Below are 24,885 nucleotides of genomic sequence, written 5' to 3'. Positions count from 1 at the left end.
CTTCCCACCCGCCCCGTCCGGCGCCCCTGCGACGATCGTGCCGATCCACTCGATGCGCGGCAGGTCGGAGCATCGGGGTCACCGGACACCCCCACCTGCGGTGAACGGAGTCGATCGAAGCGGCCGAACAGCCGGAAAGGTGGGGTCGATCGGGCCGCTGGGCAGGCAAGTCAGGCGCGTGGGCGGATGATCTCGACGGTCCGGCCGGCGAACGGCCCCGCGTCGGGCGCCTCGAAGCCGCTCGGCTCGCGGCGTCCCGCGTCGAACTCGCGCAGCAGCCGGGCGCCGAGCCAGACGCCCACGGCGCCGACCGCCAGGGCGACCAGTTCGATGGCCAGCAGTACGCCGCTGGCGCCCCGCTGCGGCGCATCGGCCCGGATCAGGCAACCGAGCAGGAACAGCGCGGCCATCCCGGCGTTGACCAGGTTGGCGGTGACCATGGTGCGCCGGGTTCGGCCGGCCCGGACATCCCACATGTCGATCATCCCGGCGACCGCCGCGAGCGCGGCGGCGACCAGGCCGGCGACCGCCGTCCAATAGCCGACCTCGCCGAGGAACGCCAGCCCGCTCAGCACGTCGGCCAAGTCGAGGACGGTGGCGCTGACGAAGAGCCCGAACGGGAACGTCACCAGCATCGGTTGGATGGGGTGCCCCCGCACCCGCAGACGGCTCTCCATCGCGTCCTCCCCAGGATCGTCATGTGCTCACGAACCCAGGGTGCTACCCGGAGGCCACGGAAGCGAAACGACGCGCGCCGGCGGAAACGGTCAACATCCCGACGGTCAGCGCCAGCGAGGGTGTCCGCCGACGGTCAGCCCTCGCGGGAGCGGGTGACGGTGGCGACGAGGCGCTCGGCGACCTCCCGCAGCGGGATGTCCAGCGAGGACGCGGCGCTGCGCAACACCTCCAGGGCCTCCGGCGCCGGGCAGCCCCGCTGGGTCATGATGACCCCGACCGCCTGGCTGATCACGCCCTCGCCGAGCAGTTGCGCGTCGACCTCGCCGGCGCGCTCGGCCTGCTCCGCCCGGTCCCGCACCGCGGCCAGCAGCAGCCCCGCGTGCTCGGCGAGCAGCATCGCGGTGAGCTGGTGGCGGGTGGAGAAGGTGCCGGCGGTGTGGGCGTACAGGTTGATCGCCCCGATCGCCCGGTCGTCGACGTCGACCGGCGCGGAGATCACCCCGCAGACCCCGAGCCCATGGGCCAGGGCCGTCCAGCACGGCCAACGCTCCTCGCCGCCGAGGTCCGGCGCGATGGTCATCTCCCGACGTTGGATGGCGGTCATCGCCGGCGACTCGGAACCGTGCCGCAGCTCGTCCAACTCGGCCAGGCGGGCGTCGGAGGCGGCCACCCCGGCCGGCTCGCCGGACCGCAGCGCCGTGAAACCGCACCAGGAGACCTCCGGTACCGCGTCGCGCGCGATCCGGACCAGGTGGCTCAGCGCCTCGTCGAAGTCGTCGACCGCGATCAGCCCCGCGGTCAGCTCCCGCAGCAGGGCGGCGGTCTCCAGCACACCGAGGGTGTTGATCGCCGGCTCCCGCGTGTCCAGGTTCACCGGCTCACGCCTTCCGCACGCCACCAGGTGCCGTCCGCGGCCGGCGTCGTTGCCTGTGTCATCGTCTTCCGATCTCCCCGAGTCGTGGGCCCCGGGCTAGTACCCTCGCAAACCAGGATCGAAACCGCGTAAGGGATCCCTTCCGACGAGCACGCCGGAAGGGATCCCTCGGGACGGTCAGCGCGAGCCGGCGAGCCGACGGCCGACCGACGCGATCAGCCGGTCCAGCTCCGATCCGAACGGGTTGTCGTGGACGAGGTACGTCCAGGTGGCGCTGGGCCGGACCAGCTTCGCGGCGTCCGGCTCCCAGTCGTCGGTGAACTCGGTCTCCTCGAAGGTGGCGATGGTCCGCCGCTCGATCTCCGGAATGAGGTTGGTGAACGCCGGCACCGCCGCCCGGTGGAACTCGTCGAGCGGGTCGAGCCGGCCCAGCGCGCGCAGGTGCACCCCCTCCCGGACCTCCGACAACTCGGCCAGGTGCTCGGCCCAGAGCCGGTCCAGGTGGTAAAGGGCGATCGAACGGGCCACCCGGGCGAGCAGGTCCTCGTCCATCTCGCCCGCCTTCTCCGGCATCCGGTCCAGCAGCATCAACGCGGCCACGTCGGTGGTGAGCAGCCGTTCGCGCCGCTCGGCGATGGCCTTGCGCTGCTGCTCGATCACCACGCTGTAGCGCCAGGTGTTGCGGTGGATCTCGTGGTTGACCCCCTCGGCGACCCGCTGCGCGTGCTCCACCGCGTAGTCGACCTGCTCGTCGGTGACCAGACCGTCGGCGTTCATCCGCGGCGAGGCCGGGATGGTGTCGCCTGCGTGCCGGACCACCAGGTCGTCCTCCAGGCTGACGAAGAAGACCGAGCCGCCCGGGTCGCCCTGCCGGCCGGCCCGCCCGCGCAGCTGGTCGTCGACCCGGCGGCTGTCGTGCCGGCCGCTGCCGATGACGTACAGGCCGCCCAACTCGGCGACCCGCTCCCGGTCGGCCTGGCCGCTGCCGCCGAGGCGGATGTCGACGCCCCGCCCGGCCATCTGGGTGGAGACGGTGACCGCGCCGAACGCGCCCGCCTCGGCGATGATCGCCGCCTCCTCGTCGTCGTTCTTGGCGTTGAGCACCACGCAGGTCACCCCGGCGGCGGCCAGGCCGGCGGCCAGGCCCTCGGACTCCTTGACGTCGAGGGTGCCGACCAGCACCGGGCGACCGCGCTCGTGGTTGCGCGTGATCTCGTCGATCAGCGCCTCCTCCTTCTCCGCGCGGGTGGCGTAGATGCGGTCCGGCTCGTCCTCCCGGATGCACGGGGTGTTCGGCGGGATGACCGCCACCTCCAGGCCGAAGAACTCGCGCAGCTGGTCGCCGACGAGCACCGCGGTCGCGGTCATCCCGCAGACCGTCGGGTAGAGGGCGATGTACGCCTGCACGGCGATGGTGCCCAGCACCTCCCCCTCGGCGGTGGCGTCCAGTCCCTCTTTCGCCTCGACCGCCGCCTGCAGGCCGTCGGGCCAGCGGCGGCGCTGGGCGACCCGGCCGCGCATCTCGTCGATCAGCTCGACGGTGCCGTCGCGGACGATGTAGTCGACGTCGCGGTGCAGCAGGGCGTGCGCGTGCAGGGCCACGTTGACCGCCGAGAGCTGCCCCACGTGCTCGTTGTCGTACAGGTCGACTCCGCCGAGCTTGGCCTCGACGGTGGCCAGGCCGGCGCTGGTGAAGGCCACGCTGCGGCCGTCCTCGGCGACGGCGTAGTGCTTGCCCTTGCGCAGCCCGCGCACCAGCGCCGCGGCGGCGTGCACCGGATCCTGCTCATCGGCGACCGCGCCGGCGAGGACCATCGGCACCCGCGCCTCGTCGATGAGGATCGAGTCGGCCTCGTCGACGATCGCGGTCTTCAGCGGCGGCTGGACCCGCTCGGCGAGGTCGGTGACGAGCTGGTCGCGGAGGAAGTCGAAGCCGGCCTCGCTGACCGAGACGTAGGTGACGTCGCAGGCGTACGCGGCACGCCGCTCGTCGGGGGTGGACGCCTCGTTGACCCAGCCCACGCTGAGGCCGAGCAGCCGGTAGACCGGCGCCATCCACTCGGCGTCGCGGCGGGCCAGGTAGTCGTTGACGGTCAGCACGTGCACCGGGCCGTTGCCGAGCCGGACGTGCCCGTACGCGGCGATCGTGGCGGTGAGCGTCTTGCCCTCACCGGTGGCCATCTCGGCGACCTTGCCGGAGAGCAGGGACATCGCGCCGAGCAGCTGCACGTCGTACGGCCGCTGGTCCAGGCCCCGGCGGGCGGCCTCGCGACCGACGGCGCAGATCTCGACGTAGCCCGAGGCGGCCCCGGCGGCCTCGGTCAGCTCGGCGTCGTCGAGGGCGGACAGCTCATCCTCGCGCGCGGCGATCTGCGGCAGCATCTTCTTCAGCGGGGCCAGGTCGACCGTCGTCCCCGGGCGCTGGAGGAACCGCCGGAACCTGCTCTTGAACCGTTGCGACACACCCATGAGCGGCAACGGTACGCGAAACGACGCCTCGATCGCTGCCCGGCTCGTCGCCGATCGTCCCCGTGTCCCCTCGATCGGTCGTCGGCGCAGCTCAGCGCCGCGGTGCGGGCAGCTCAACGGCGGCTGTCGGCGGGCCGGGCGGACTGGTCGGGATCGATCGCGGCGAGGACGACCTGGAGTTCCCGCCGGCGGCCCTCGGCCAGGTCGGTCAGGAGCGCCGGCGCCTGGTCGAACGGCGCCACCGCCGTGACCAGGTGCGCACGGATCAGGTCGCCGTGCCGCCGAAGCAACTCGATCGTCTCGGCCGACAGCCGCTCCCGGTCCCAGATCGGCGCGAGCCCGCGCGGCACCCGGCCGATCTGTGCGCAGCGCAGCGTGAGCCCGTTGTGGTGGAACTCCTCGCCGAACCGGGCCGCGTCCGCGCCGGTCTGGTAGAAGGCCAGGTCGATCACGGTGCCCTGGGGTCGCAGCAGACGCAGCGCCAGGTGCAGCGCCCACGCCTGTCCCCGGCACTGGAACACCACGTCGGCGCCCCGGTCCCCGGCGGCGTGGTGCCAGCGGGTCTTGAGCAGCACCGCCGGGTCCTCGGCGTCCGGGTCGAGGGTCTCCAGGCCGAGCGCCCCGGCGACCTGCCGCCGCTGCGGCGTCGGGTCCAGCACGACCACCGAGGCGGCGCGGTGCCGCCTGGCGAACAGTGCGGTCAGCAGCCCCACCACCCCGCCGCCGACGACGGCCACCCGGCGGCCCCGTACCCCGTCGCCGAGCGAGCGGACGTCGGTCCCGCACAGGTCGGCGGCGGCGTGCAGCAGGCCGTTGGCGCAGATCGGGCCCAGGTGGGCGACGTAGACGCCGAGCAGCGGGTCGAGGTCGTCCGGTAGCGGTACGAACCGTTCGGCGACCGGGTCGGCCACCCAGCCGGTGCGGTGGCCGTACGTCATGGCGCCGACCGCGCCCACGGCGACGGTCGGAGCACGGCTCTCCACCACCCGGCCGACCTGCATGTACCCCAGTCGGCTCACCGGATACCGGGCGCTGGCCGCGCCGGGCTGGAAGAGTCCCAGGTCCGGGTTCCAGGTGGCGTGGAGGTACGGGTTGGTGCCCTTGACGTAGCTCAGCTCGGTGCCGGCGGAGATCCCGCTGAAGAGCGTCCGCACCCGGAAGGAGCCGTCGGGCAGCTCGCCGGCGTCCTGCTCGACCAGCTCGACCTGGCCGGGGCCGCTGACCACGACGACCGCGTCACGCATCGACGCTCACCCGGTGGTGACGGCGGCCCGCGCGGCGGCCACCGGCCGGCTGGCGGCGGGCCCGGTGGGCAGGGTGACGCTGCGGCCGGTGCGCGCGCTCTCGGCGACGGCGAACGCGAGTCGCTGGGTGCGCAGCGCCTCGGCGTACGGCACCCGGACGTCGTCGCCGACGCCGGTGACCGCGTCGATGAAGGCCCGGTCCACGGCGACCCGCGCGCCGTCCGGGTCGGACCCGACCCTGCGGTGCCCGTCGGCGTCCCGGACGAGCAGGCCGTCCTCGGCCAACGACAGCGCCAGTCCGTCGGCGAGGATCTCCAGCCCGGCCCGGTGCTTCCAGGTCAGCACGCAGGCCGCGGCGAGCGTGCCGACGGCCCCGTTGGCGAAGCGGAGGGTGGCCGCGGTGACCGAGTCGATGTCGGCGGCGTCGACCGGCGGAGGCGTGCCGTCGCCGTACGCGGTCACCTCGACCGCCTCGCCGACCAGGGTGCGGATCAGGTCCAGCACGTGCGCGGCCTGCTCGACGACGGGGCCGCCGGAGCGCGCCCGCACCGCCCACCAGGCCACCGGCGGCACCGTGTCCAGCCAGGCGCCGTTGACCATCCGCACCGGACGGTCGGCGAGGAACTGGCGGGCCTGTGCCACGGTGTGCAGGTAGCGCCAGTGGTGCCCGACGGCGGTGAGCAGCTGCTTCTCCTCCACCAGCGCGGCGATGCGCTCGGCGGTGTCCAGGTCGACCGCGACCGGCTTCTCCACGAACATCGGCACCCCGGCGGCGATCACCGCCTCCTCCACCGGCCCGTGGGCGAACGGCGGCACGCAGACGTACACCGCGTCCGGGCCGGCGGCGAGCAACTCGTCGATGTCGGTGAAGGGCCGGCCGCCGTACGCGCCGGTCAGCTCGGCCGCGGCGTCCCTGGACACGTCGGTCACCCCGAGCAGCTCCACGTCCTCGAATCCGCACAACAGGCGGGCATGACGTCGTGCCACCCCACCGGCCCCCACCAGGGCCACCCGGCACCTGCGCATCACACCGACCCTCTCGACGCCGATTCTCGACCAACGGAACAGCTCTCCCCGGACCGCCGGAACACGAAACCCGAAGCGGCGCGCAACGAAGCGTTCACGTGGCGGGAATCCGAGGAAGCGCCCAACGTGATCAAGCTGTTAGGCATGATCCGGTTAACGTGCGGTCGTAGTTGGGAAAACCGGCTGCGGGTTTCCGCCACGATCTGGGGGTGTGCCAGTGCGGGAAACAGGATCGATCGTCTCACCCCTGGTGGAGGCGTGGGCCACATATCGGACGACGTCGGCGCGGGACTGGCCGGCGGGTCGGCTCGTGCGGGCCAAGGGTGACAGCCGGCTGAGCGTGGTGCTGCCGGCCCGCAACGAGGAGGCCACCGTCGGGGCGATCGTCTCGACCATACGGGAACACCTGATGGACCGGGTCGCCCTGATCGACGAGCTCATCGTGGTCGACTCCCGATCGACCGACCGTACCGCCCAGGTGGCCCGGGCCGCCGGCGCCGAGGTCGTCAGCCAGGACGACATGACCCGAGGGCTGCCCCGGCTGGCCGGCAAGGGCGACGCCCTCTGGGCCGGTCTGGCCGCCGCCGAAGGCGACATCGTGGCGTTCGTCGACGCCGACCTGCGCGAGTTCCGGCCGCATTTCGTGACCGGCCTGCTCGGGCCGCTGCTGACCGACCCGTCGGTGGAGTTCGTGAAGGGTTTCTACCATCGGCCGCTGGTCAGCGCCCACAGCGTGGAGCCCGACGGCGGCGGCCGGGTGACGGAGCTGATGGCCCGGCCGCTGCTCAATCTATTCTGGCCCGAGCTGGCCGGTTTCGTGCAGCCGTTGGCCGGCGAGTACGCCGGCCGGCGGGAGGTGCTGGAGCAGGTGCCGTTCGTCTCCGGCTACGGCGTCGAGACCGCACTGCTCATCGATCTTTTGGAGCTGGTGGGGCTGGACGCCCTGGCCCAGGTGGACCTCGGCGAACGCAGGCACCGCCACCAGGACACCGCCGCGCTGGGGCGGATGTCCGCCCAGATCATGCAGACCGCCTGGTCGCGGTTGCAGCGGCGCGGCTGGGCCAGCCCGGGCACCGCGCCGGCGACACTGCTCACGCAGTTCCGGCGGGGTGGCTCCGACACGCTGCCACACCTGGATCGGGAGATCGTGGTCAGCGACGTCTCGGTGCAGGAGCGTCCGCCGCTGGCGCAGGTGCGCCATCGGGTGCCCCGCCGGCGGGTGGCGGCGTGACCAATCGCGCCGGCCGCTCCGAGGGCCGGCCGGTCCGGGAGGCGGCCGGCCCGGGAGCCGGTCGACGTCGCGGCACGGGAGCCCGACCGGGTCCCGCCAAGGAAAGGAAGACAGCATCATGCGTCTGACGGTCCTGATGAACGCCGGTCCCTGGCTGTCCGTACCGCCTCCCGGCTACGGCGGCATCGAGAATGTCGTCGCCACCCTGGTGCCGGAGTTGCGGCGCCTGGGGGTGCGGGTGGTGCTCGCCTCGGTCGGCACCAGCACCCTGCCGGCGGACGAGCGGTTCTCCGTCTTCCCCGACGGGCAGTTCGCCGCCCTCCAGCGGCCGTACAACCAGGTCTGCGGAGTTTCCCAGGCGCATCTCGACGGAGTGGTCCGGCAGCTGCGCGCCCGCGACGACATCGACCTGGTGCACGATCACGTGGAGGCCGTCGGCCTGGCCACCCTGGCGGCGATGGGGCCGCACGCCCCGCCGGCTCTGCACACCCTGCACTGGGATCTGACCAAGCACCCGGAGCTCTACGGCAACCTGGACGCCGGCGGGCGGATCCGGGTCAACGGGGTTTCCGCCTCGCAGCTCGCCCGCGCCCCCCGAGCGTTGCGGGAGCACTCGGTGGGCCACGTGCACCTGTCCACTCCGCTGGCTGTCGGCGCGGACCGCGCGCCCCTGCGGGAGAAGGGCGACTACGCGATCATCCTGGGCCGGATCAACCCGGGCAAGGGGCAGGACGTCGGCGCCCGGCTGGCCCGGCGGGTCGGCGTGCCGCTGGTCCTCGCCGGCCCCGTCGGGCCGTACCACCGGCCGCAGGATCTGGCCGCCGCCGGGAAGGAGGCCCGGCAGAACCCGGACGTCCGGTTCTTCTCCGACGAGGTTGCCCCGCACGTGGACGGCGACCTCGTCCGCTGGGTCGGCACGGTGGCCGGGCGGGAGCGCGACGACCTGCTGGCCGGGGCGAGGGCCGCGCTGTTCCCGCTGCGCTGGGAGGAACCCGGCGGTACCGCCGTGGTGGAGTCCCTTGCGCTGGGTACGCCGGTGGTGGCGACCGCCCGTGGCTGCCTGCCCGAGCTGGTCGAGCACGGTCGCACCGGCCTGCTCACCGACGAGGAGGAGGAGTTGGGCGAGCTGCTGCTGGCGGCCAGCCTGCTCGATCCGGCCGAGTGCCGCCGGGAGGCCGCCGCGCGGTTCACCCCCGCGGTGATGGCGGAGAGGTACGTTGGCCTGTACGAGTCGGTTCGGCAGGGCGCGCGGGTCGGCCGGATGCGGGCCGCCGCCTGAGCTGGGTGCCGACCAGGGCCGCCGGGGCCGGCGGCGGTGCCGCGTCCGGTTTCATCCCCGTCGGCCCCGGGTACCTGCCTGGTCTGCCAGCCGACGAGCGGGATTGAGGGGCCGATGCCGAGCCGGATCAGCTGTGAGGTCGACGACGGGTCACCGGTGACCGTCGTGCGTCTCGTCGGTGCGCTCGACGTGAGCACCATGCGTGAGGTGCACACCGTGCTGGACCGCTGCCTGACCAGCCAGCCGGACGCGCTCGTGGTGGACCTGGACGGCGTCGCCGTCGCCGACCGGCTGGCGCTGTCGGTCTTCGCCGCCGCCTGCCGGCGGGCCGCCGACTGGCCGGCTGTGCCGGTGGTGCTCTGCGCGCCTCCGCCCGAGGCGGCCGCCTGGCTCGCCGGGTCCACCACCTGCCAGGTGGTGCCGGTGCGGCCCAGCTGCGCCGAGGCGACCGAGTTGGCCGGGGCCACCGCGTCGCCGCGGCTGCGGGCCCGGCTGGAGCCGGTGGCGACCGCCTGCCGCCGGGCCCGCGAGTTGGCGGCGGATGCCTGTGCCCGGTGGAACGTGCCGGAGCTGGTCGGGCCGGCTTCGCTGGTGCTCAGCGAGCTGGTCGGCAACGTGGTCCGGCACGCGCAGACGCCGATGCAGGTGACGCTCACGCTGCGCAAGCCGTACCTGCAGGTGGCGGTGGTCGACGGCAGCCGTACGGCGGCCCGCGCGGGCTGCCCCGACCTGCGGGCCGAGGGTGGCCGCGGTCTGCTGCTGGTCCGCGAGATGGCGCAGCGGTGGGGCACCTCGCCGCTGGCCGACGGCAAGGTGGTCTGGGCCCTCGTGCCCGCGGGTTGACCGGATACCCCCCTCCCGCCACCCTCTTCTCCGGCCGGGTCCGCGGCGATCCCGGGGCGGACCGGGCCGCGCCGGGATCGGGCGGGAAGGATCAGGCGGGAAAGGCTCAGGCGTCGGCGGTGGCGGGCAGGCCCGCGGCCGTGAGCGACCGGCGTACCGCGGGCTGCACCCGGGTCAACCGCAGCGGGACTCCGGTGCGGGCGGCGGCGTCCCGTCCGGCCATCAGTGCGGCGATTCCGCCGGCGTCGACTCCCCCGGCGCCGTCCAGGTCGACCACGACCTCCCGGGGCTGGCCGGTGACCGCCTCCAGCATCACCCGGCGCAGCTGGTCGGCGCCGTCGCGGTCGATCTCCCCGCCGACCTCCACGACCACCCGGTCCCCGGTCCGCTTCACGGCGATCCGGTTGCGTCCCGTCTCCGACTCGGCCGCGCCGTTCTGCCAGGGCGGCGGGGCGTCGGCCAGCATCGCCTGGCGCAGCCAGGTCAGCGCGCGGGACAGCAGCCGGGAGACGTGCATCTGTGAGATGCCGAACCGGGCGGCGATCTCCGCCTGCGTCTGGTTGCCGTAGAAGCGCATGGCGAGGATGCGCCGTTCCCGCCAGGGCAGCCGGTGCAGCAGCCCGCTGACCGTCACCCGGTCGTCGACCGACTCGAGGGCGTTGTCCGACTCGCCGACCAGATCGCCGAACTCCGCGGAGCTCTCGCCGCCGACCGGGGCGTTCAGCGAGGCCGGACTGTAGCCGGCGGCGGACTCCAGCGCGGCCAGGATCTCCTCCTCCGGGGTCTCCAGCCGCTCGGCCAGTTCGGCCACGCTCGGCGCCCGGGACAGCTCGCTGGTCAGCGCCGAGGTGGCCTGACCGACCTCCAGGATCAGGTCACGCAGCCGGCGGGGCACGTGCACGCCCCAGGTGCGGTCCCGGAAGTGTCGCTTGATCTCACCGACGATGGTGATCGCCGCGTACGCGGTGAAGGAACCACGCTCCGGGTCGTACCGGTCGACGGCGTTGACCAGGCCGAGCCGGGCCACCTGCTCCAGGTCCTCCAGCGGTTCGCCCCGCCCCCGGTAGCGGCGGGCCAGCCGACCGGCGAAGGGAAGGGCGAACCGGACCAGGTCGTCGCGTGCCTCCTGCCGCCGCTCGGGGGGCAGACCCTCGATCCGCGCCGCGTACGCCAGCGCTGCGGCGTCCAGGTCCTCCAGGCCGCGCTCGGTCGGTGGTGGTGGTGTGGTTGTGGTCGTCTGCCCGAACATCCGCGCCTCCCTCAGGAAGGTCCCCGCCCGGAATCGGAGCCGGTCGTGCGCGTGGTCGAGCCACGCACCGGGCCGGAAGTTGGTCACGTGACGCGCCGGTGTCGCCGGACGCGCGGGAGCGACGGCAGCACGCCGCACGGCATGGGTGGCCGTCGCAGCGAGCGGCATTCCCGCTCCGTAGGTACTCAATCACGGCGAGTCAGGTTCGCGAGGATGATTCGGCAGCTCCGTCCGCCGGGTCGGCGCGGCGACCGCCCCGGCGTCCCGTTTTCGCTGGTCAGGTTACGGCGAGACCGAGCGGAGCGCCGTCGGACCGCAGCGCGGCCAGCGCCTCGGCGGCGGCCAGCGGCGGCGGCACCGGCAGGTCGTACGGCTGGTTGCGGAGCACCTCGGTAGCCCGCCTGGTGGGCACCGTCGCGACCGGGTAGCCGCGGGCGGCAGTGCGGTCCAGGGCCCGACGACGGCGACCGAACGCGGCGACCGCCAGCCACTGGGGCAGCCCGGCCAGCGCCGGCGAGCGCATGCCGGGCGAGTCCGGCAGCACGTCCACCGAGCTGAACGGCGCGCTGCCGGCGAGCCACCACTCCGCCTGCTCGACGCTGCGCCGGGTGGCGTTCTCGCACCAGTAGGGCACCAGTCCCGCCCGCACCACCTGCCACGGATCGAGCATCCGGCCGCACTCCACCACCAACCGGTCACCGGTCTTGCCGGCCCGACGCAGCCAGTGCCGGTAGAGGTCCGCCACAACCGCGCTGAGCGCGCCCGGATGCGGGTAGAACACCTCGTGCAGGCCGTGGCCGTGGCGCCCGGCCCACCGCCGGGTGGAGTCCGCGAAAGCGGGCTCCACGCCGTGCTCGGCCTGCTCGCCCGCGGTGGAGACCCCGGGCGGTTCCCAGCGGGCGCCGTCACCACCAGCGGAGCGCAGCACCTGGCGCAGGGCGTGCGCGTCCGGGTGGAAGTCCACCGGGTCCAGCCCGCTGGTCGGGCTGCCGAGCTGGAAGCTGTGGCCACGTCCCTCGTCCAGCACCGGCCAGGTCCGGACGTCGCGCACCAGCAGCAGCGGCGCGCCCGGCACCACCCGGTCGGCCAGGAAACGCGCGTACGCCCGGGGCAACGCCTGCCACCGCGCCACCAGGGACACCGTCGCCCCGGCGAGCGCACCCCGGCTGGCCGGGCAGTGGACCTGCCGTACGTGCAGCTCGGGGTTGCCGGCCAGAATCCGGGCGGCGAGCGCCGCGCCGTGGTCCAGGGCGGCCGAGGGGTGGTCCACCGCTCCCTGGGTCCAGTGCGCGCTCATCTCGAAGGCGGCGGGCAGCCACGGCACGCCGAGCGCGACCGCCAGGTGCACCGCGGCGGCGTGCGGTGAGCCGAGCACAGCACCGGGATACCGCCGGTGGGGGTACTGGTCGACCATCCACCGGGCCGCCCGCTCCGCGTCGACCTCGGTGGTCTGCTCAGCGGTGAGCGCGACCCGGGTGGCGGCGCGGGCGGCAGCCGCCCGACGGATCGGTTCCGGAGCGGCGGTGAACCGGGACAGCGGGGTGAGCTGGCCGAGGTCGCCGCAGTCGTCGCCGCGCAGCGCCCGGGCGGTCACCGCCACCAACAGCCGGGCGGCGCTGCCCGCCGCCACGACCCGGTCCCCGGCCAGGCCGGCGCCCTCCGCCGTCGGCCTCTTGTGCACCTCGGGCACCGGCCCCACACCGCCTCGTTCGCTCACCACGCGGGGCGGCTTCCCGTCCCGATGGGGTCTAAACCGGGCATTGGGGGCAATCCTCGGACGGTGGCGCTTCCCCCGATCCCCGTCTTTGGAGACGGGGACGGGGATCAGGCGACGTCCTCCGCCTCGACCGCGGTGCCGGCGGCCAGCATGTGGTCACGGACCCGCCGGGCGGCGTCGCCGGCGGCGACTATCCCCCGCAGGTCGGCCAGGGCCGGCTCCGGCGGGCGCAGGGGCACCGCCGGGTCCACCACCGCCTCCAGCACGCAGGGGCGGTCCGCGGCGAGCGCCTCGTCCCAGGCCGCGCCCACCAGGTCGGGCCGATCGACCCGGACGCCGTGCAGGCCCAGCAGGCGAGCCCATCCGGCGTACGGCACGTCCGGTCGGCGGTCGGCGACGAGACCGGCTTGTACCCGCCCGTCACCGGTGCCGGACTGGTCGCGGTTGTTGAGCACCAGCACCACCAACCGCGGGTCGGTCCAGTTTCGCCAGCGGTGCGCCACCGTGATCAGCTCGGCCAGGCCGTTGAGCTGCATCGCCCCGTCACCCAGCAGCGCCACCACCGGCTCGTCGGGCCGCGCGAGCTTGGCCGCGACCGCGTACGGCAGGGCACAGCCCATCGAGCCGAGGGTGCCGCACAGCTGCGCGTTCACCCCCGGCGGCAACTCCAGGTGGCGGGCGTACCAGTAGATGACCGAGCCCACGTCGACGGCGACCGCGCCGGCGCGGGGCAGCCGGGCGGACAGCTCGTGCAGCACCAACTGCGGGTTGACCGGCTCGGCGGGCGCGGCGGCGCGTACCGCGGCGTCCTGACGCCAGCGGGCGACCGAGCCCTCGACGGTGGTTCGCCACTGCCGGTTGGGCATGTCGGGCACCCTGGCGAGCAACGCCCGCAGCGTCTCGGCGGCGTCGCCGACCAGCGGAACGTCGACCGGGTACCGGTTGCCGATCCGCCGCCCGTCGATATCGATCTGCACGGTGCGGGTCTGCCCCGGTATCGGGTAGTAGTCGGTCCACGGGTCGTTGGTGCCCACCAGCAGCAGCGTGTCGGCCCCGCCCATCAGCTGGGCGGCCGCCGGCGTGCCCACCTCGCCGAGCACCCCGGCGTGGAAGGGCAGCCGCTCGTCGAGCACCGGCTTGCCGAGCAGCGAGGTGGCCAGCCCGGCGCCGAGCCGGTCGGCGAGCGCGACGACCTCGTCGTCCGCGCCCCGGGCGCCCTGGCCAACCAGAATCGCCACGCGGTGCCCCACCGTGAGCAGCGACGCCGCCGCGTCCAGGTCGGCGTCGTGGGGCAGCACCCGGGCCAGCGGCTCCCCCGGCGTGGCGGTCTGCACGCCGGCCGCGTGCGGTTGCAGATCGGGCACGCGTGCCTGCTGCACCGCCCGGGGCAGCACCACGCAGGTGGGGCTGCGGGTCGCGGCGGCGGTGCGAAACGCCTGGTCGAGCAGGACCGGCACGTGCGTGCAGGAGCGGGCGTACCGGACGAACTGATTGCAGACGTCGCCGAAGAGCCGGCTCAGTCCGATCTCCTCGTGCGCGCCGCCGAGCGGCCCGTTGACGTCCTCACCCACTATCGCCACCACCGGCTTGCTGTCCAGCTTGGCGTCGTACAGGCCGTTGAGCAGGTGCAGCGCGCTGGGCCCCTGGGTGGCCAGGCAGACGCCCACGCCACCGGTGAACTTGGCGTGCCCGGTCGCCATGAAGGCGGCCGTCTCCTCGTGCCGGGCCGGGACGAACTCCGGGTCGCCGCCGGCGGCGCCCAGCGCCGCCACGACGGGGGCGATCGCCTCGCCCGGATAGCCGAACACGCGGGGCACCCGCCAGGCGCGCAGCCGGTCGACGAGCAGGTCCGCGCCGGTCCGGTCAGCCATCGCCCCGCCCGGGGGTGGACGCGTCGACGTACCGCAGCACCGCCCCGACGCCGTCGGTCAGGTCCGGCGCCTCGTCCGGTCCGAGCACGGTCAGTTCGGCGTCGGTGCCGACGAGGGCCCGAAGCAGGGCCGCGTCGGCGCGTACCCGCTGCGGGTCGCGGACCGCGGCGAGCTGCTCCGGCGCGGTGGCGATGTCGGTGGGTTCGGGGCCGATCCACAGCTCGCCGGTCGCCGACGGGTCGTCGACGATGAGCATGGTGTCGACCTGGTTGCGTTGCAGGGCGGAGACCACCGCGTCCAGGCCGGCCCCGACGTCCTCCTGCGTGCCGAAGCGGTCCAGCACGGCGGCGACCCGCTGCTCGGCCGCCTCGGCGATGGTCTGCACGGTGATGTCGTCCATCAGCGTCTCGTCGGCGCCGGCGCTGCGGGCGCCGGCGTCGGTGCGGACCACCATGTCCTGCCAGCGTGGGGGCAGCTGGGCGGCGACCATGCCGGTGGCCCGGACGTCCCCGGCCACCACGAGCACGTCCGCGCCGACCTTCTCGGCCAGCTGGACGGTGGCCGCGGCGACGTCGCCGGCGTTGTGGTGCCAGGCCTCCATCGCCGCCCGCTGGTAGCGGGACTGGGACCAGCCGCCGGGCTGCACGCGGCGCAGCTGCCAGCTCTCCCGCCCCTGGACGTGGGCCCGGCGGGGCACACCGCCCGCGCTGACCGCCATCGCGTCGGCCCCGGTGCGGTCGGCCAACACCCGCACCCAGGCGATCTGCTCGCCGCGTTGGGCGACCAGCGGCATGGTGTGCGGCAGGGCGGACCAGACAGCCAGGTCGTTGAGCGGCGGTGCGGTGAGGTACTCGGTGAGCACCACCCGACCCCCGGTCGCGAAGATCGCCACCCCGTAGTCCCCGGGCATCGGCTCGTGTCCGCGCACCACCCGCGCGACCGCGTCGATGGTGGCCGTGTCGGCGCCCTGCTCCAGCAGGTGCCCCTTGAGCGCCCGCCAGCGCAGGTCCACCTGCGGATGCGCGTCGTGGGTGTCCCGGGAGGCGTCGAGATAGACCGAGCACCACGGCCCGGGACGGTCGTAGAGCGGACGCAGGAAGGACAGCTGCATGCTCGAGACCCCTTTCCAGCTCGACCGCCCGCTTACCCGCGCCGCGTGGGATGTCACCTCGCCGGTCCGGAGTTCATTCACGACGCTCGACCGGCGGCGCCGGTACGATCGGGTGCAGCGAACCGGACTTTCGGTGGTGAACATGGACAGCGACCTCGCGCCCCGCGTCGTGCACCCGACGCAGCGGATCCTCACCGGGCGAGTCGTCCGGTTGCTCGACGGTTACCCCCGGGAGGTGCGCGTCGGGCAGCCGGTGTTGGTGGCGGTGGTGACCGCCGCGAGCGTGGTGGGGCTGTTGATGCTGCTGGTCCGCACGCTGGTGACCAGCGGCGGCGGGGGCGGCGCCCGGCGTAGGTGGAAGGACCTGAAGAAGGGCCCGGAGTTCCTGGTCACCCCGTTGCGGGTGCGCGACGAGGCCGGCCGCCTCTACGAGGTGGAGCTGCACGGGCATCTGCCGCAGAGCGCCCTGCACCCCGGCGACCACGTGCAACTCACCCTGCGCCGGCAGCCCGACCCGGATCTGGCGCCCAAGGTGGAGCGAATCGTCAACCTGACCACCGCGCAGCCCCTGCGCCCGCGCACCGCGACGGTCTGGTCGCACCTGGGGCCGCCACTGCTGTTGCAGGCGATGCTGGGGGTGCTGTTGTTGGCCGGCCTGGGTGCCTGCTCCGTGCTCACCGGCTGAGGTTTCCGCCGTCGGTCGGTGGGGCACCGATCACCGCATGTTTCCCGGCTTCAGGCTGACCCGTGTCGACGTCGGCCCGGTGCACCTGCGGGTGCGCCACGGCGGGTCGGGGCCGCCGGTGGTGCTGCTGCACGGCCACCCGCGTACCCACACCACCTGGCACCGGGTGGCGCCGCTGCTCGCCGACCGGTTCACAGTGATCTGCCCGGACCTGCGCGGATACGGCGGCTCCTCGAAGCCGCCGGGCGGCGACGACCATTCGGCGTACGCGAAGCGGGCGATGGCGGCGGACGTGGTCGGCCTGCTCGACGCGCTCGGCCACGACCGCGCGGCGGTCGTCGGTCACGACCGGGGCTGTTACGTGGCGATGCGGACGGCGCTGGACCACCCCGACCGGGTGAGCCGGCTGGGCGTCCTCGACGGCGTGCCGATCGGCGAGGCCCTGGCCCGCTGCGACGCCCGGTTCGCCGCCCGCTGGTGGCACTGGTTCTTTCTCGGTCAGACCGCCAACCCGGCCGAGCTGGTGATCAACGCCGACCCGGATGCCTGGTACGGCGGCTCGCCGCAGCGGATGGGCGCGGAGGCGTACGCCGACTACCGGCGGGCGATCCACGATCCGGCCACGGTGCACGCGATGTGCGAGGACTACCGGGCCGGTCTCGGCCCGGACCGGGCCGCCGACGACGCCGACCGGGCCGCCGGGCGGCGGATCGGCTGCCCGACGCTGTTCTGCTGGTCGGAGCGCGACGACATGGAGGAGCTGTACGGCGACCCGGCGGCGATCTGGCGGGAGTGGGCGCCGGACCTGCGGGTCGCCTCGATCGACTCCGGCCACCACATGGCCGAGGAGGCGCCGGAGCAGCTCGCCGCCGTGCTGGGCGCCTTCCTGGCGGACGCCGCTGGGATCAGCCGACCGGGGTGAGGGGGCGTTCGGGTCGCGGGGAGCCCAGCAGGCCCCGGCGCACCGCCCAGCGTTCGAAGGCGACGGTGGCGAACGGCGGCACGGAGCAGACCAGCGCGACGATGGTGACGCCCGGGCTCCACCGGTGCATCCGGGTCATGACGAGCACCAGCAGTCCGTACGCGACGAACAGCGCCCCGTGGATCGGGCCGAAGATCTTGACACCGATCTCGTTGGCCGGCGGACCGTACTTGACGGCCATGCCGACCAGCAGGCCCAGCCACGAACACGCCTCGGCGATCGCCGCCGCCACGAACAGCCGGGTGGTCTTCTCGCGCATCGGGCCATCGTAGCCAGCCGCGCTGCCGACCGCCGGACACCACGACGACCGGCGGGACGGGGATCACCCAGCCCGGTGCGGGTAGGTGAAGGTTCTTCGGGTCTTCCCTGCCCGCGCCGTCCTGTGCGAGGTTGGGGGAACCAACGGTGACGGGGTGGTGACAATGGGTGAGGACGTCGGCGCGCGCACCTTCAGTCGGGAGGACCGGGCCCGCTACCGGGAGAAGGTACGCCGCTGCCTGGACGTGTTCGCCGAGATGCTGCGCGAGTCCCGTTTCGACGTCGAACGGCCGATGACCGGGATGGAGATCGAGCTGAACCTGGTCGCCGACGGGTCGATGCCGGCGATGCGCAACGCCGAGGTGCTCGCCGCCGTCGCCGATCCCAGTTTCCAGACCGAGCTGGGCCAGTTCAACGTGGAGATCAATGTGGCCCCGCGCCGGCTCGCCGGCACCGGCACCGCCGACTTCGAGCGGTACGTGCGGGCCAGCCTCAACGCGGCCGAGGAGAAGGCCCGCACGGTCGGCGCACACATGGTCATGATCGGCATCCTGCCCACCCTGCGCCCCGAACACCTGACCGCCGCCACGCTGTCGGCGAACCCGCGCTACGAGTTGCTCAACGAACAGATCTTCGCCGCTCGGGGCGAGGACCTGCGGATCGCGATCAACGGGGTGGAGCGCCTGGTCACCACCGCGGACACCATCACCCCCGAGGCCGCCTGCACCAGCACCCAGTTCCACCTCCAGGTCAGCCCGGCCCAGTTCGCCGACTACTGGAACGCCGCGCAGGCGATCGCCGGCATCCAGTTGGCGCTGGGCGCCAACTCCCCGCTGTTCTTCGGCCGCGAGCTGTGGCGGGAGACCCGCATCCCGCTGTTCCAGCAGGCCACCGACACTCGCCCGGACGAGATCAAGGCCCAGGGGGTACGCCCCCGGGTCTGGTTCGGGGAACGCTGGATCACCTCCGTGTTCGATCTGTTCGAAGAGAACGTCCGCTACTTCCCGGCACTGCTGCCGGTGTGCGACCCGGAGGACCCGGCCGAGGCACTCGCTGCCGGCGGGGTGCCGAAGCTGGCCGAGCTGCGTCTGCACAACGGCACCGTCTACCGCTGGAACCGCCCCGTCTACGACGTGCTCCGGGGCCGACCGCACCTACGGGTGGAGAACAGGGTGCTGCCCGCCGGGCCGACCGTGGTGGACACGGTCGCCAACGGGGCGTTCTACTTCGGGCTGGTGCGCGCCCTGGCCGAGTCGGACCGGCCGCTGTGGTCGCAGATTCGGACCGGCCGCTGTGGTCGCAGATGTCGTTCAGCGCCGCCGAGGAGAACTTCACCAGCTGCGCCCGGTACGGCATCGACGCCCAGGTGTTCTGGCCAGGGCTGGGCTATCTGCCGGCGACCGAGCTGGTGCTGCGGCGGCTGCTGCCCCTGGCCCACCAGGGGCTGGACGGGTGGGGGGTGGACCCGGCCGAGCGGGACCGGTTGCTCGGCATCGTCGAGCGGCGCTGCCTGACCGGACGCAACGGCGCCACCTGGCAGGTGGAGACATTGCACCGGTTGGAGAACACCGACCACCTCGACCGCCCGGAGGCGCTGCGCGAGGTGGTCCGCCACTACGTGGGCCTGATGCACAGCAACCGCCCGGTCCACGAGTGGCCGCTGCCCTGAGGCGGGCGGCCGTCCCACGTTCGCGCGCGGTCGCGAAGACGCGTCGGCCGGGCGGCGCGATTGCGCACGACGGAAGAACCGGTGCCGGCCGCGCCCGTCGATGATGAGACGCGGACATCGACCCGCCGGGCGCGACCGGGAACGGTCCCGGGCCGGGCCGACCGGTGCCGTGGTCCGCCGGGGCCGCCGAGCCGGCGTCGGGTCCTCCCCGACTGTGAGGAGCGCAGCGTGACGCAGACCCACCGCTCACCCCGGCCGCCCGACGCCCCCGTTTCGATCCGCCTCGACTCTCCGCAGGTCGGCACCTCCACCTTCGTCAACGGCCACTTTCCCCGGCGGCGGGCGCTGATCGTCGCACTCAGCGTCCTGACCGGTTTCCTGCTGACCGTGGTCTGGTCGGCGGAGTTCGTGGACCGGACCATCGGCGACAACGTCGCCAACACCATGCTCGGTCACGACGCCAAGGAGACGCCCATCCAGGGCATCGCCGCCGGGGTGCTGTTCGCCTTCGTCTCCGGGGTCGCCGGCACCTTCACCGCCTGCAACATCGCCGCCTTCGGCGCGCTGGCCCCGCTGTCGGGTACCACCGGCGGCCGGTTGCGCCGGTTCACCGCGCCCCTGCGGCCGCTGGGCTGGCTGTCGGTGGGCATGATCGCCGTGTCGGCGGCGTACGGCGCGGTCGTCGGCCTGGTCGGCACGTCGATGCCGCAGTTCTCCACCGCCCCGAACACTCCCGGTGGGCTGTCGCCGCGCAGCGTCCAGTCCATGGTGGTCTTCGGCGCGATCGGGCTGATCATGATCTATCTCGGTCTGGCGTCGCTCGGCGTGGTGCCGGACCCGTTCGCCCGGATCGCCCGCCGGTATCCGAACGCTCCGATGGTCTTCATGGGCGCGTTGATCGCCGGTTTCCTGATCGGCCGGCCCTTCGCGCTGTTCCGGCAGATGTTCCGGGACGCGGCGGAGAGCGGCAACCCGCTCTACGGGGCGGCGGCGTTCACGTTGCAGTCGATCGGCAACATCGTGATCATGGCGGTGCTGTTCCTGCTGCTGGCCTGGCTCGCCGGTTCCCGCCTGCAACGGTGGTTCGCCGCGCGTCCGAGCCGGCTGGCGACGCTGACCGCCGTCGCGTTCATTGCCGCAGGCGCGTTCACCTTCCTCTACTGGGACGTCCGGCTGCTGGCCCGCCGCGAGATCATCCCCTGGTACCCGACGGCGCCCTGGGCCTGACGGGTGACCGACGGCGCAGGGCCGGGGGCGTTCCCGGCTCCGCGTCGAGGCGGCCTCAGACCTTGAGCACGACCTTGGTGCAGTCGTCCTGCTTCTTCTGGAAGATCCGGTAGCCCTTCGCCGCGTCGCTCAGCTTCATCCGGTGGCTGACCACGAAACTCGGGTCGAGGTCGCCGCGGACGATGTGCTCCAGCAGCGGGCGGGTGTAGCGCTGCACGTGACACTGCCCGGTCCGCATGGTCAGCGACCGGTTCATGAACGCGCCGATCGGGAACTTGTCCACGAAGCCGCCGTACGCGCCGATCACCGACACCACTCCCCCGCTGCGGCAGGCCAGGATCGCCTGGCGCAGCGCGAACGGCCGCTCGGTCTCCAGCCGGGCGGCCTGCTTCGCCCGGTCGTACGCGTACACCGCGGCGTTGCCGTGGTGCCCCTCCAGGCCGACAGCGTCGATGCAGGCGTCCGGGCCACGGCCGGCGGTGCGCTGGTTCAACTCGTCCAGCACGTCGAGTTGGGCGTAGTTGATGGTCTCCGCGCCGACGTGCTCGGCGGCCAGCCGCAGCCGGTACGGGTACCGGTCGATCACGATCACCCGTTCCGCGCCGAGCAGCCGGGCGCTGGCGGCGGCGAGCAGACCCACCGGTCCCGCGCCCCAGACGGCGACGACGTCACCGGGCGTGATGTCGCACATCTCGGCGCCCATGTAGCCGGTGGGGAAGACGTCGGCGAGCATCAGCGCCTGGTCGTCGGGCACCTCGTCGGGCACCTTGATCGGGCCGACGTCGGCGAACGGCACCCGGGCGTACTCGGCCTGCCCCCCGGCGTAGCCGCCGAGCAGGTGCGAGTAGCCGAAGATGCCGGCCGGCGAGTGGCCCATGATCTTCTCGGCGAGGCCGGCGTTGGGGTTGGAGTTCTCGCAGACCGAGTAGCGGCCCTGCTGGCAGGAGACACAGTTGCCGCAGGCGATGGGGAACGGCACCACCACCCGGTCCCCGACGGCGAGGTTGTCCACCTCCGGGCCGACCTCCACCACCTCACCCATGAACTCGTGGCCGAGGATGTCGCCCTTGCGCAGGGCGGGGATGTAACCGTGGTAGAGGTGCAGGTCCGAGCCGCAGATCGCGGTGGTGCTGATCTTCACGATCGCGTCCCGGGCGTTCAGGATACGCGGGTCGGGCACGTCGACGACCTTGACGCTGTCCTTGCCCATCCAGGCGGTGGCCTTCATCGTTCCTCCTCGTCGGGTCAGTCGCGGCGGCCGGCGGGCAGGGGCTGGGCAGGTCGCTGGAGGAACTGCTGGCGCAGGGTGATGCCCTCCGGGCTGGCGTCGGAACGGACGACCTCGCCGGTCTCCAGCACCTGCTTGAACCGGCGCAGGTCGTCGCGGACCTGCTGCTCCGGCTCCTCTCCGAACAGCTTGGCGACGGCCCGCCCGAGCCGGCCGGCCGGCGGCGCGTACCCCAGTTCCACCCGGACCTCGGTACCCCGGTCGCCGGGGGCGGGCACGAACCGGACCCGGCCGGCGTTGGGCACCGGCGCGCCGGGCAGCGACCGCCAGGCGATCAGCTCGTTCGGGCGGTCCTCGACGATCTCGGCGTCCCAGCTCACCGACTGCCCGGCCGGGCCGCGCGCCGTCCAGCGCGAACGGCGCAGGTCGTCGACGCGGACGGACTCCAGGTGGGCCATGAAGCCGGGCAGGTTCTCCAGATCGCGCCAGAACCGGTACGCCTCCGACGCGGGCCGGTTGACCGTGACGCCGACCTCCATGACGATCAGGCGTTCCCGCGACCGGCGCGCCCGCCCGGCCCGCAGCGCCGCGAGCAGGTCGATGGCGGCGATGCCGGCGACGACGCCGGTGGTGATCGCGACCCGCCGCCGACGCTCGCCACGCCGGTCGGCCAGGGCTCGCCCGAGCAGGGCAAGGTCACCGGCGTCACCGACGACCCGGGTCCACGACCAGCCGACGGGCCGCCGCCCGACCAACAGCCCGGCAGCGTGCCCCAGCTCCCGGGCGGCGACCGCCCGGATGACCGGGTTCGCCTGCGGGGCGTCGTCCACCCCGGTCAGCCGAGCCAGCGCCCGGGGCGCCAGCAGGCCACCCACGCCGAGGGCGAGGCTCACCACGCCCAGTAGCCGGGGCAGTCCGCTGCCCTGGCAGCGCCGTTCCAGCTCGTCCAGCACCGTCGGGTCGGTTCCGTCCACGTCCACACCACCGTCGTTCGGCCCTGACCGCCCTCGGCGGCCCGGCGGCGGGGAGCCGCCACGCCTGACGCTATGCCCGCCAAACGGCCCACGAACCCCGAATCGGCACAGAAGCCGGGAACGTCGGCGAGGGAGTCAGCGCAACGCGCCGACGACCAGTTTCGCCGCCTCGGCGATCAGCGCGTCGTCGTACGCGGCGTCCTTCGTGTCGCGGCGGGACATCACCGCCAGCACGATCGGTGCGCCCTGCGGCGGCCAGAGCACGGCGATGTCGTTGCGGGTGCCGTACCCGCCGGAGCCGGTCTTGTCGCCCACCTGCCAGTCGGCCGGCACGCCGGCCCGGATCATTTTCGCGCCGGTGGTGTTGCGCCGCAGCCAGCCGACCAGGATCGCGCGGTCCGCGCCGGAGAGGGCGTCGCCCAGCGCGTACGCCCGCAGGCTGGTGGCCATGGCCCGGGGCGTGCTGGTGTCACGGACATCGCCCGGGGCGGCCTCGTTCAACGTCGTCTCGATCCGGGCGGGGTCGGTGACGGTGTCGCCGATCTCCCGCAGCTTGCGCTCGAACCCGTCCGGGCCGTCCAGTTCGGCGAGGATCAGGTTGGCGGCGGTGTTGTCGCTGTACCGCACCGCCGCGTCGGCGATCGCCCGCAGGGTCATTCCGGCACCGACGTGCTTCTCGGTGATCGGCGAGTACGTCACCAGGTCCTCGCGTCCGTAGCGGACCACCCGGTCCAGCTCCGCGTCGGATGTCACGTCCAGCAACGCCCCGGCGGCGAGGGCCTTGAACGTCGACGCGTACGCGAACCTCTCGTCGGCCCGGTGCGCGAGGGTGCGTCCGGTGCCGGTGTCGGCGGCATAGACGCCAAGGGTGGCGTCGAACCGCCGCTCCAGGGCGGTGAAGTCAGGGGCGGCGGTCACCGCCGATGCCGAAGCGGCCGGGGTGCTCGGGTTGGCCGGCCCGGATGTTGGCGGCGTCGCCGCGCAGCCGGTCAGCGGGGCGAGTACGCAGGCGACCACCGCCGCCGCGAGCATCGGCCGGCGCGTGTGCGTCATGGGTCGGTTCCTTCCATCGCGGGACACCGGGGCCGCGCGGCACCGGTCGGGGCCGCCCCGCGCCCGGCACGGGCGGATCGGGGCTCGGTCCGCAGGAGACACCAGCCAGCTGTCGGCAGCGGTTGCGACGGGTGACGGACGCCACGACTTGCCACATCCATAGGCTGCTGTCTATCCTTCGCCCGGAAAGCGCTTTCCGGACACGACTCCGCAACACCGACGAAAGGTGAGCGAGGATGAGACGAACAGTCACCCGACGACTCCTGGCGGCAGTGGCCACGGCGGCCGTCGGGGCCGCGATCATCACCCTGCCGACCCCGCACGCGTCGGCGGCACCCGGCACCGCCACCGGCTACGCGACCCGCAACGGCGGCACCACCGGCGGCGCCGGCGGGCAGACGGTACGGGCCACCACGGGGACCGCGATCCACGCCGCCCTGTGCGGTCGGGCCAGCAGCAGCACCCCGATCATCATCCAGGTCGAGGGGACCATCAACCACGGCAACACGAGCAAGGTGTCGGGCAAGAGCTGCAACACCGCCGCCGGCCTGATCGAACTCAAGCAGATCAGCAACGTCACGATCGTCGGCGTCGGCAGTGGAGCCACCTTCGACCAGCTGGGCATCCACATCCGCGAGGCCCGCAACATCGTCATCCAGAACGTGACCATCCGGAACGTCAAGAAGTCGGGCTCGCCCACCTCCAACGGTGGTGACGCCATCAGCATGGAGCGCAACGTCCGCAACGTCTGGGTCGATCACGTCACCCTGGAGGCCTCCGGTGGAGAGTCGCAGGGCTACGACGGCCTCTTCGACATGAAGGACGACACCCAGTACGTGACGCTGTCCTACAGCATCCTGCGCAACTCCGGCCGCGGCGGCCTCATCGGGTCCGGTGAGAGCGACCTGTCCAACAGCTACGTCACGTTCCACCACAACCTGTACGAGAACATCGACTCCCGCGCGCCACTGCTGCGTGGCGGCACGGCCCACCTCTACAACAACCACTACGTGCGGCTCAACGAGTCCGGCATCAACTCCCGCGCCGGAGCCCAGGCCAAGGTGGAGAACAACTACTTCAAGGACTCCAGGGACGTCCTGGGGACCTTCTACACCTCGGCGACCGGCTACTGGCAGGTCAGCGGCAACACCTTCGACAACGTCACCTGGTCCAGCCCCAGCAACGAGAACCGCCCCGCCGGACCCAACCCCCAGTCC

Annotated in this window: 20 protein-coding genes and 1 pseudogene; 8 read left to right on the top strand and 13 right to left on the bottom strand. The window is 73.4% G+C overall.

Annotated features, from left to right (window positions below):
• Positions 1–170: 170 nt before the first annotated feature.
• The 5 genes from E1193_RS15920 to E1193_RS15900 all read right to left on the bottom strand — a co-directional run bounded on the left by E1193_RS15920 (position 171) and on the right by E1193_RS15900 (position 6,291).
• Positions 171–677 carry a DUF2231 domain-containing protein gene (locus E1193_RS15920; protein ID WP_132183982.1) on the bottom strand — a complete coding sequence of 169 codons (507 nt, stop codon included), beginning with the start codon at positions 675–677 and terminating at the stop codon, positions 171–173.
• A gap of 134 nt (positions 678–811) precedes the next feature.
• The gene (locus tag E1193_RS15915) at positions 812–1,552 is read right to left on the bottom strand and encodes a GAF and ANTAR domain-containing protein (RefSeq protein WP_132183981.1); all 741 of its coding nucleotides are present in this window, start codon (positions 1,550–1,552) and stop codon (positions 812–814) included.
• 177 nt (positions 1,553–1,729) lie between these two features.
• Positions 1,730–4,021, bottom strand: coding sequence for an accessory Sec system translocase SecA2 (secA2, locus tag E1193_RS15910; protein WP_132183980.1), 2,292 nt, complete (start codon positions 4,019–4,021; stop codon positions 1,730–1,732).
• Between the two features lie 113 nt (positions 4,022–4,134).
• Entirely contained in the window at positions 4,135–5,265 is a 1,131-nt protein-coding gene (locus E1193_RS15905; protein WP_132183979.1) for a zinc-binding dehydrogenase, read from the bottom strand.
• 6 nt (positions 5,266–5,271) lie between these two features.
• Positions 5,272–6,291 (bottom strand): Gfo/Idh/MocA family oxidoreductase, encoded by a 1,020-nt coding sequence (locus tag E1193_RS15900; RefSeq protein ID WP_132183978.1) that lies wholly within the window; start codon positions 6,289–6,291, stop codon positions 5,272–5,274.
• Positions 6,292–6,601: 310 nt separating this feature from the next.
• On the opposite strand from E1193_RS15900, the gene E1193_RS15895 reads away from it, so the two are divergent.
• The 3 genes from E1193_RS15895 (at position 6,602) to E1193_RS15885 (ending at position 9,644) form a co-directional block, all read left to right on the top strand.
• Positions 6,602–7,522: a glucosyl-3-phosphoglycerate synthase gene (locus tag E1193_RS15895; RefSeq protein ID WP_243707687.1), complete on the top strand. Its 921-nt coding sequence runs from the start codon at positions 6,602–6,604 to the stop codon at positions 7,520–7,522.
• 118 nt (positions 7,523–7,640) lie between these two features.
• The gene (locus E1193_RS15890) at positions 7,641–8,801 is read left to right on the top strand and encodes a glycosyltransferase (protein ID WP_132183976.1); all 1,161 of its coding nucleotides are present in this window, start codon (positions 7,641–7,643) and stop codon (positions 8,799–8,801) included.
• A 114-nt stretch (positions 8,802–8,915) separates the two neighbouring features.
• Positions 8,916–9,644, top strand: a complete 729-nt coding sequence (locus tag E1193_RS15885; RefSeq protein ID WP_132183975.1) for an ATP-binding protein — start codon at positions 8,916–8,918, stop codon at positions 9,642–9,644.
• Positions 9,645–9,750: 106 nt separating this feature from the next.
• Here E1193_RS15885 and E1193_RS15880 read toward each other — a convergent pair whose 3' ends face one another.
• The 4 genes from E1193_RS15880 to E1193_RS15865 all read right to left on the bottom strand — a co-directional run bounded on the left by E1193_RS15880 (position 9,751) and on the right by E1193_RS15865 (position 15,592).
• Positions 9,751–10,893, bottom strand: coding sequence for a SigB/SigF/SigG family RNA polymerase sigma factor (locus tag E1193_RS15880; protein ID WP_132183974.1), 1,143 nt, complete (start codon positions 10,891–10,893; stop codon positions 9,751–9,753).
• 277 nt (positions 10,894–11,170) lie between these two features.
• Positions 11,171–12,583 (bottom strand): hypothetical protein, encoded by a 1,413-nt coding sequence (locus tag E1193_RS15875; RefSeq protein ID WP_132183984.1) that lies wholly within the window; start codon positions 12,581–12,583, stop codon positions 11,171–11,173.
• Between the two features lie 134 nt (positions 12,584–12,717).
• Complete coding sequence (locus E1193_RS15870; RefSeq protein WP_132183973.1) at positions 12,718–14,481, bottom strand: thiamine pyrophosphate-binding protein; 1,764 nt, start codon at positions 14,479–14,481, stop codon at positions 12,718–12,720.
• Positions 14,474–15,592 carry a Vms1/Ankzf1 family peptidyl-tRNA hydrolase gene (locus E1193_RS15865; protein ID WP_132183972.1) on the bottom strand — a complete coding sequence of 373 codons (1,119 nt, stop codon included), beginning with the start codon at positions 15,590–15,592 and terminating at the stop codon, positions 14,474–14,476. Before E1193_RS15865 ends, E1193_RS15870 begins: the two co-directional genes overlap by 8 nt.
• A gap of 133 nt (positions 15,593–15,725) precedes the next feature.
• Between E1193_RS15865 and E1193_RS15860 the strand changes: the two genes are divergently transcribed.
• Positions 15,726–16,277: a hypothetical protein gene (locus E1193_RS15860; protein WP_207922720.1), complete on the top strand. Its 552-nt coding sequence runs from the start codon at positions 15,726–15,728 to the stop codon at positions 16,275–16,277.
• Between the two features lie 37 nt (positions 16,278–16,314).
• A complete protein-coding gene (locus E1193_RS15855; protein WP_132183971.1) occupies positions 16,315–17,199 on the top strand; it encodes an alpha/beta hydrolase in 885 nt (294 codons plus the stop codon).
• On the opposite strand, the gene E1193_RS15850 is transcribed toward E1193_RS15855, so the two are convergent.
• Positions 17,183–17,518: a DUF3817 domain-containing protein gene (locus E1193_RS15850; protein ID WP_132183970.1), complete on the bottom strand. Its 336-nt coding sequence runs from the start codon at positions 17,516–17,518 to the stop codon at positions 17,183–17,185. The genes E1193_RS15855 and E1193_RS15850 overlap by 17 nt on opposite strands.
• 163 nt (positions 17,519–17,681) lie before the next feature.
• Here E1193_RS15850 and E1193_RS15845 point away from each other — a divergent pair.
• Positions 17,682–19,186: pseudogene (locus E1193_RS15845) on the top strand (glutamate--cysteine ligase).
• Positions 19,187–19,414: 228 nt separating this feature from the next.
• Positions 19,415–20,413: a hypothetical protein gene (locus E1193_RS15840; RefSeq protein WP_132183969.1), complete on the top strand. Its 999-nt coding sequence runs from the start codon at positions 19,415–19,417 to the stop codon at positions 20,411–20,413.
• Positions 20,414–20,468: 55 nt separating this feature from the next.
• Here the strand turns inward: E1193_RS15840 and E1193_RS15835 are convergent, their stop codons facing one another.
• From E1193_RS15835 to bla, 3 genes are all read right to left on the bottom strand, one after another.
• On the bottom strand, positions 20,469–21,641 hold the full coding sequence (locus E1193_RS15835) for a zinc-dependent alcohol dehydrogenase (protein ID WP_132183968.1): 1,173 nt from the start codon (positions 21,639–21,641) through the stop codon (positions 20,469–20,471).
• A 17-nt stretch (positions 21,642–21,658) separates the two neighbouring features.
• Positions 21,659–22,615: an SRPBCC family protein gene (locus tag E1193_RS15830; protein WP_132183967.1), complete on the bottom strand. Its 957-nt coding sequence runs from the start codon at positions 22,613–22,615 to the stop codon at positions 21,659–21,661.
• Positions 22,616–22,750: 135 nt separating this feature from the next.
• The gene (gene bla / locus E1193_RS15825) at positions 22,751–23,668 is read right to left on the bottom strand and encodes a class A beta-lactamase (RefSeq protein WP_132183966.1); all 918 of its coding nucleotides are present in this window, start codon (positions 23,666–23,668) and stop codon (positions 22,751–22,753) included.
• Positions 23,669–23,904: 236 nt separating this feature from the next.
• Between bla and E1193_RS15820 the strand changes: the two genes are divergently transcribed.
• A partial coding sequence (locus E1193_RS15820) for a right-handed parallel beta-helix repeat-containing protein (RefSeq protein ID WP_132183965.1) occupies positions 23,905–24,885 on the top strand: 981 nt, incomplete at its 3' end.

This window comes from Micromonospora sp. KC606 (assembly GCF_004348675.1).
Taxonomy (GTDB): Bacteria; Actinomycetota; Actinomycetes; order Mycobacteriales; family Micromonosporaceae; genus Micromonospora.
Note: the sequence above shows the minus strand (reverse complement) of the source record. Positions and strands in the feature narration are given on the sequence as shown.

Excerpts from the sequence above, each read along its gene's own strand:
- E1193_RS15905 (WP_132183979.1), bottom strand. The coding sequence starts at position 5,265 with ATGCGTGACGCGGTCGTCGTGGTCAGCGGCCCCGGCCAGGTCGAGCTG.
- E1193_RS15865 (WP_132183972.1), bottom strand. The coding sequence starts at position 15,592 with ATGCAGCTGTCCTTCCTGCGTCCGCTCTACGACCGTCCCGGGCCGTGG.
- E1193_RS15880 (WP_132183974.1), bottom strand. The coding sequence starts at position 10,893 with ATGTTCGGGCAGACGACCACAACCACACCACCACCACCGACCGAGCGC.
- E1193_RS15885 (WP_132183975.1), top strand. The coding sequence starts at position 8,916 with ATGCCGAGCCGGATCAGCTGTGAGGTCGACGACGGGTCACCGGTGACC.
- E1193_RS15835 (WP_132183968.1), bottom strand. The coding sequence starts at position 21,641 with ATGAAGGCCACCGCCTGGATGGGCAAGGACAGCGTCAAGGTCGTCGAC.
- E1193_RS15920 (WP_132183982.1), bottom strand. The coding sequence starts at position 677 with ATGGAGAGCCGTCTGCGGGTGCGGGGGCACCCCATCCAACCGATGCTG.
- secA2 (WP_132183980.1), bottom strand. The coding sequence starts at position 4,021 with ATGGGTGTGTCGCAACGGTTCAAGAGCAGGTTCCGGCGGTTCCTCCAG.
- E1193_RS15855 (WP_132183971.1), top strand. The coding sequence starts at position 16,315 with ATGTTTCCCGGCTTCAGGCTGACCCGTGTCGACGTCGGCCCGGTGCAC.
- E1193_RS15900 (WP_132183978.1), bottom strand. The coding sequence starts at position 6,291 with ATGCGCAGGTGCCGGGTGGCCCTGGTGGGGGCCGGTGGGGTGGCACGA.
- E1193_RS15870 (WP_132183973.1), bottom strand. The coding sequence starts at position 14,481 with ATGGCTGACCGGACCGGCGCGGACCTGCTCGTCGACCGGCTGCGCGCC.
- bla (WP_132183966.1), bottom strand. The coding sequence starts at position 23,668 with ATGACGCACACGCGCCGGCCGATGCTCGCGGCGGCGGTGGTCGCCTGC.
- E1193_RS15850 (WP_132183970.1), bottom strand. The coding sequence starts at position 17,518 with ATGCGCGAGAAGACCACCCGGCTGTTCGTGGCGGCGGCGATCGCCGAG.
- E1193_RS15890 (WP_132183976.1), top strand. The coding sequence starts at position 7,641 with ATGCGTCTGACGGTCCTGATGAACGCCGGTCCCTGGCTGTCCGTACCG.